Origin of the sequence: Mesorhizobium sp. M7A.F.Ca.CA.004.04.2.1 (assembly GCF_004022825.1) — a bacterium.
GTDB lineage: Bacteria > Pseudomonadota > Alphaproteobacteria > Rhizobiales > Rhizobiaceae > Mesorhizobium.
Genome location: NZ_RZPH01000749.1, coordinates 1 through 3049, shown reverse-complemented (window position 1 = coordinate 3049; position 3049 = coordinate 1). Strand labels below are relative to the sequence as shown.

The 3049-nt window shown below is 64.6% G+C and carries 3 protein-coding genes and 1 pseudogene; 2 read left to right on the top strand and 2 right to left on the bottom strand.

The window, feature by feature from the left end; all coding sequences use genetic code 11:
• Window positions 1-920, bottom strand: a 920-nt coding sequence (locus tag EN893_RS26335; protein ID WP_206640177.1) for a COX15/CtaA family protein, incomplete at its 3' end; no start/stop codon positions are given.
• Window positions 921-1118: 198 nt separating this feature from the next.
• Between EN893_RS26335 and EN893_RS26330 the strand changes: the two genes are divergently transcribed.
• Window positions 1119-1334 carry a DUF2842 domain-containing protein gene (locus EN893_RS26330; protein ID WP_013532215.1) on the top strand — a complete coding sequence of 72 codons (216 nt, stop codon included), beginning with the start codon at window positions 1119-1121 and terminating at the stop codon, window positions 1332-1334.
• A gap of 15 nt (window positions 1335-1349) precedes the next feature.
• Here the strand turns inward: EN893_RS26330 and EN893_RS26325 are convergent, their stop codons facing one another.
• On the bottom strand, window positions 1350-2408 hold the full coding sequence (locus tag EN893_RS26325; RefSeq protein ID WP_127267070.1) for a polysaccharide deacetylase family protein: 1059 nt from the start codon (window positions 2406-2408) through the stop codon (window positions 1350-1352).
• Between the two features lie 91 nt (window positions 2409-2499).
• On the opposite strand from EN893_RS26325, the pseudogene EN893_RS26320 reads away from it, so the two are divergent.
• A pseudogene (locus EN893_RS26320) lies at window positions 2500-3049 on the top strand (GNAT family N-acetyltransferase); the annotation flags it as partial.

Sequence of the window (3049 nt, the reverse complement as noted above, 5' to 3'; positions counted from 1 at the left end):
AGTAGAAACAGCAGCGTCGCGCGCCGCGCATGCGTTGTTTCAGGCAGCCGCCGGCGCGTGGCGATCATGTGCCACAAGGCCACGACGAAAACCGTGTAGGCGCCAAGCCGATGGACGAACTGCACCGTCTTCGGGCTCTCGAAGAAGTTGCGCCATGCCGGCTCGAGGATCAGCAGATCGCCAGGGATGATCTTGCCGTCCATCAACGGCCAGGTGTTGTAGCTCAGGCCCGCATCGAGCCCGGCTACCAGGCCGCCGAGATAGATCTGGATCAGCGCCAGCAGCACGATGAAGCCGGCCAGCCTCTGCGTCGACCGATCGGCGGCGGGTTCGGAATGCGGCGCCAATCCTCGCGCGACCACCATGGTGGCGGTGAAGATCAGCGCGGCGAGTGTCAAGTGGGTCGCCAGCCGGTACTGGCTGACGGAGACCCGGTCGACCAATCCTGAAGCCACCATCCACCAGCCGATGGCGCCTTGCAGGCCGCCGAGCAGGAGAATGCCCACCAGCTTCGCTCCCAGGCCGCGCTCGATGCGGCGCGTCGCCCAGAAGAACAGCAGCGGCAGGGCAAAGACCAGGCCGACGCTGCGCGCCAGGATGCGGTGCGCCCATTCCCACCAGAAGATCGACTTGAACGCCTCGATGCTCATGCCCTTGTTGAGCTCGGCATATTGCGGGATCTGCTGATAGAGCTGGAATTCCTCTTGCCACTCGGCATCGTTGAGCGGCGGGATCACGCCGTGGATCGGCTTCCACTGCGTAATCGACAGGCCGGAATCGGTGAGCCTGGTGGCGCCGCCGACCAGCACCAGCGCAAACAGCACCAGAAGCACCACATAGAGCCAGCCGCGCAGCAGCGCCCGGTTATGCAGGTCGCGGTCGCGGGCGACGTATGGCGCGGCAGCTGATATGGCAGCCATGATCTTGTCCCGGCAGGTTGATTTGGCGGATTGGTGGACCATCGCACCCGTGCTGGCAAGACCATACGGCGCGGCACGCCGTCGCGCCGCGTCTCACCGGTTGCACAGTCTCGCCTCAAGGCCTATGCGAGGCCGATACCCCATGAGCCTGCCAGGCCTCTTGTGCGAATTCCGGCATGCTCGATCAGGAGACCAGCCATGCCCCTGCGCCTGAAAAAGCTGATCGGAATGTTTCTGCTGGTGGCGCTGGTCATCATCTATGCGCTGGTCGCATCGATCTTCGCGGTCGCCCGGCTGTCGGAGTCGGGTCCGTGGGTGCATTTCCTGTTCTTCCTGCTCAGCGGCCTGCTGTGGGTGCTGCCGGCGATGGGCATCATCAAATGGTTGATGCTGGAGCCGAGGGCCAAGCGCTAGGCGAAACCGCCAGCGTTAGATGGTGACAACCATCTTGCCGGCGTTGGCGAGCGGCGTCGTCACGCCCGACAGCATGGTGCGGATGTGGGCGAGGCTCTGGTAGCGGCCGTTGACGGAAATGCGCGGCAAGGCGTGCAGGAACCCGGCATGCTCGGCGCGCAGCACGCCGTGGCGCGTCGTCACGGCGGAGATATAGCCTGCATCGCGGGCAAAACCCACTTCGCGGCAGCCGACAGCGCTGGCATAGCCATAGGGATAAGCGAAATGGCGGGGCATTTCGCCCAGTTCGGCCTGCAACATGGCGCGCACGGCGCCAACCTCGTGCCGGGCATCGGCTTCGGAGAGCCGCTTCAGATTGCTGTGGTTGATCGTATGGGCGCCGATCGTCACCAGCGGATGCGCGGCGATGCGACGGATTTCATCCCAGCTCATCAATGTGCGCAAGCGTGGGCCGTCGGCGTCGATGCCGTTTGCGCGAGCCAGGTCACGCAACACGGCCTGCAGGTCCTCCTCGCGGATTTCCGAGGTGAGATAGGCGTGCAGGCGTGCATTGGCCTGCAGCTTCTTCGCGGGGGTCGAGCAATCGATCGCCAGCGGACCATTCGGCCGCGTCAGCGTCAAGGTATCGCGCGCGTTGACGATGTCCTCGACAACGTCCCACCACAGGTCTGCTGTGCCGTTGATCAGCCCGGGTGCGACATAGATGGTGATCGGCGCGCCATGCTTCTCCAACACCGGCAGCGCCTCGACCATGTTGTCGCGATAGGCGTCGTCGGCGGTGATGGTGGCAAACTGACCGCCCTTGCCGCCTGCCTTGATGCGCTCAACGGCTTCGTCCATGGAGACGAAGGCATAGCCATGCGCCTTCATGTCGGCGATCATGGCGTCAAGGAAGCCGGGCGCGATATTCAGATGCCGGTTGACGCTGTCCGGCTTTTCCGGCGTCGCGGTAACACGGTGCAGCATCAGGATGGCGCCGATGCCGCCGATGAACGGCTTGGCCAGCGGTGCAAGGCCGGTATAGCGGGCGACGTTCAGCGCCAGTTTCCGGATTGCCTCCCCGCCGTCGATCATTCATTCACCTTTTGCGCCTAGGCTGATCCAAGCACGGAATGCGCCTATGCGAACCCCCAAATCGCGATCAATACGTCCTAAGGATTGAGGTATGGTTGACGCAACCGCGTCATTTGACGGCAATCGGCTTGCGGCGACCGAGGCATCGTCGCGCGCCTTGCCACGGGACCATGCCGGCCTGTCGATTTCAGTGGCGTCCACGGACGGACTCGCGGCCTATGCCGAGTTCTGCCGCTCGGCCCTGTTTGGGCCGGCGCAGAGTGCTGCCTGGGTCCAGAACTGGGCGACCGAGACACGACCGGACCTGCTCGTCGCGACGCTGAGTGCCGAGGGCAAACCGGTTTTCTCGCTGGCGCTGGAGGTTGCCGCCAGGGGGCCGTTCCGGATCGCCCGCTTCATGGGTGGGCGCCACGCCAACGGCAACTTCGTCGCCGCGGACCCGAACTGGCTGGCCAAAGCGGATATACCGGCCCTCCGATCGGTGCTGGCGGCCATCGCCAAGGCACGCCCGGACATCGATCTGGTCGCGCTCGAGCGGTTGCTGCCCGATCTCGACGGCGTCGCCAATCCGCTCGCATCGCTTGAGCATTTTTCCAGCCCCAACCTGTCGCTGGCCGTCGATCTCGCCGGCGGCTTCGATG

Coding starts and splice junctions, on each gene's coding strand:
- EN893_RS26330 (WP_013532215.1), top strand. CDS start 1,119: ATGCCCCTGCGCCTGAAAAAGCTGATCGGAATGTTTCTGCTGGTGGCG.
- EN893_RS26325 (WP_127267070.1), bottom strand. CDS start 2,408: ATGATCGACGGCGGGGAGGCAATCCGGAAACTGGCGCTGAACGTCGCC.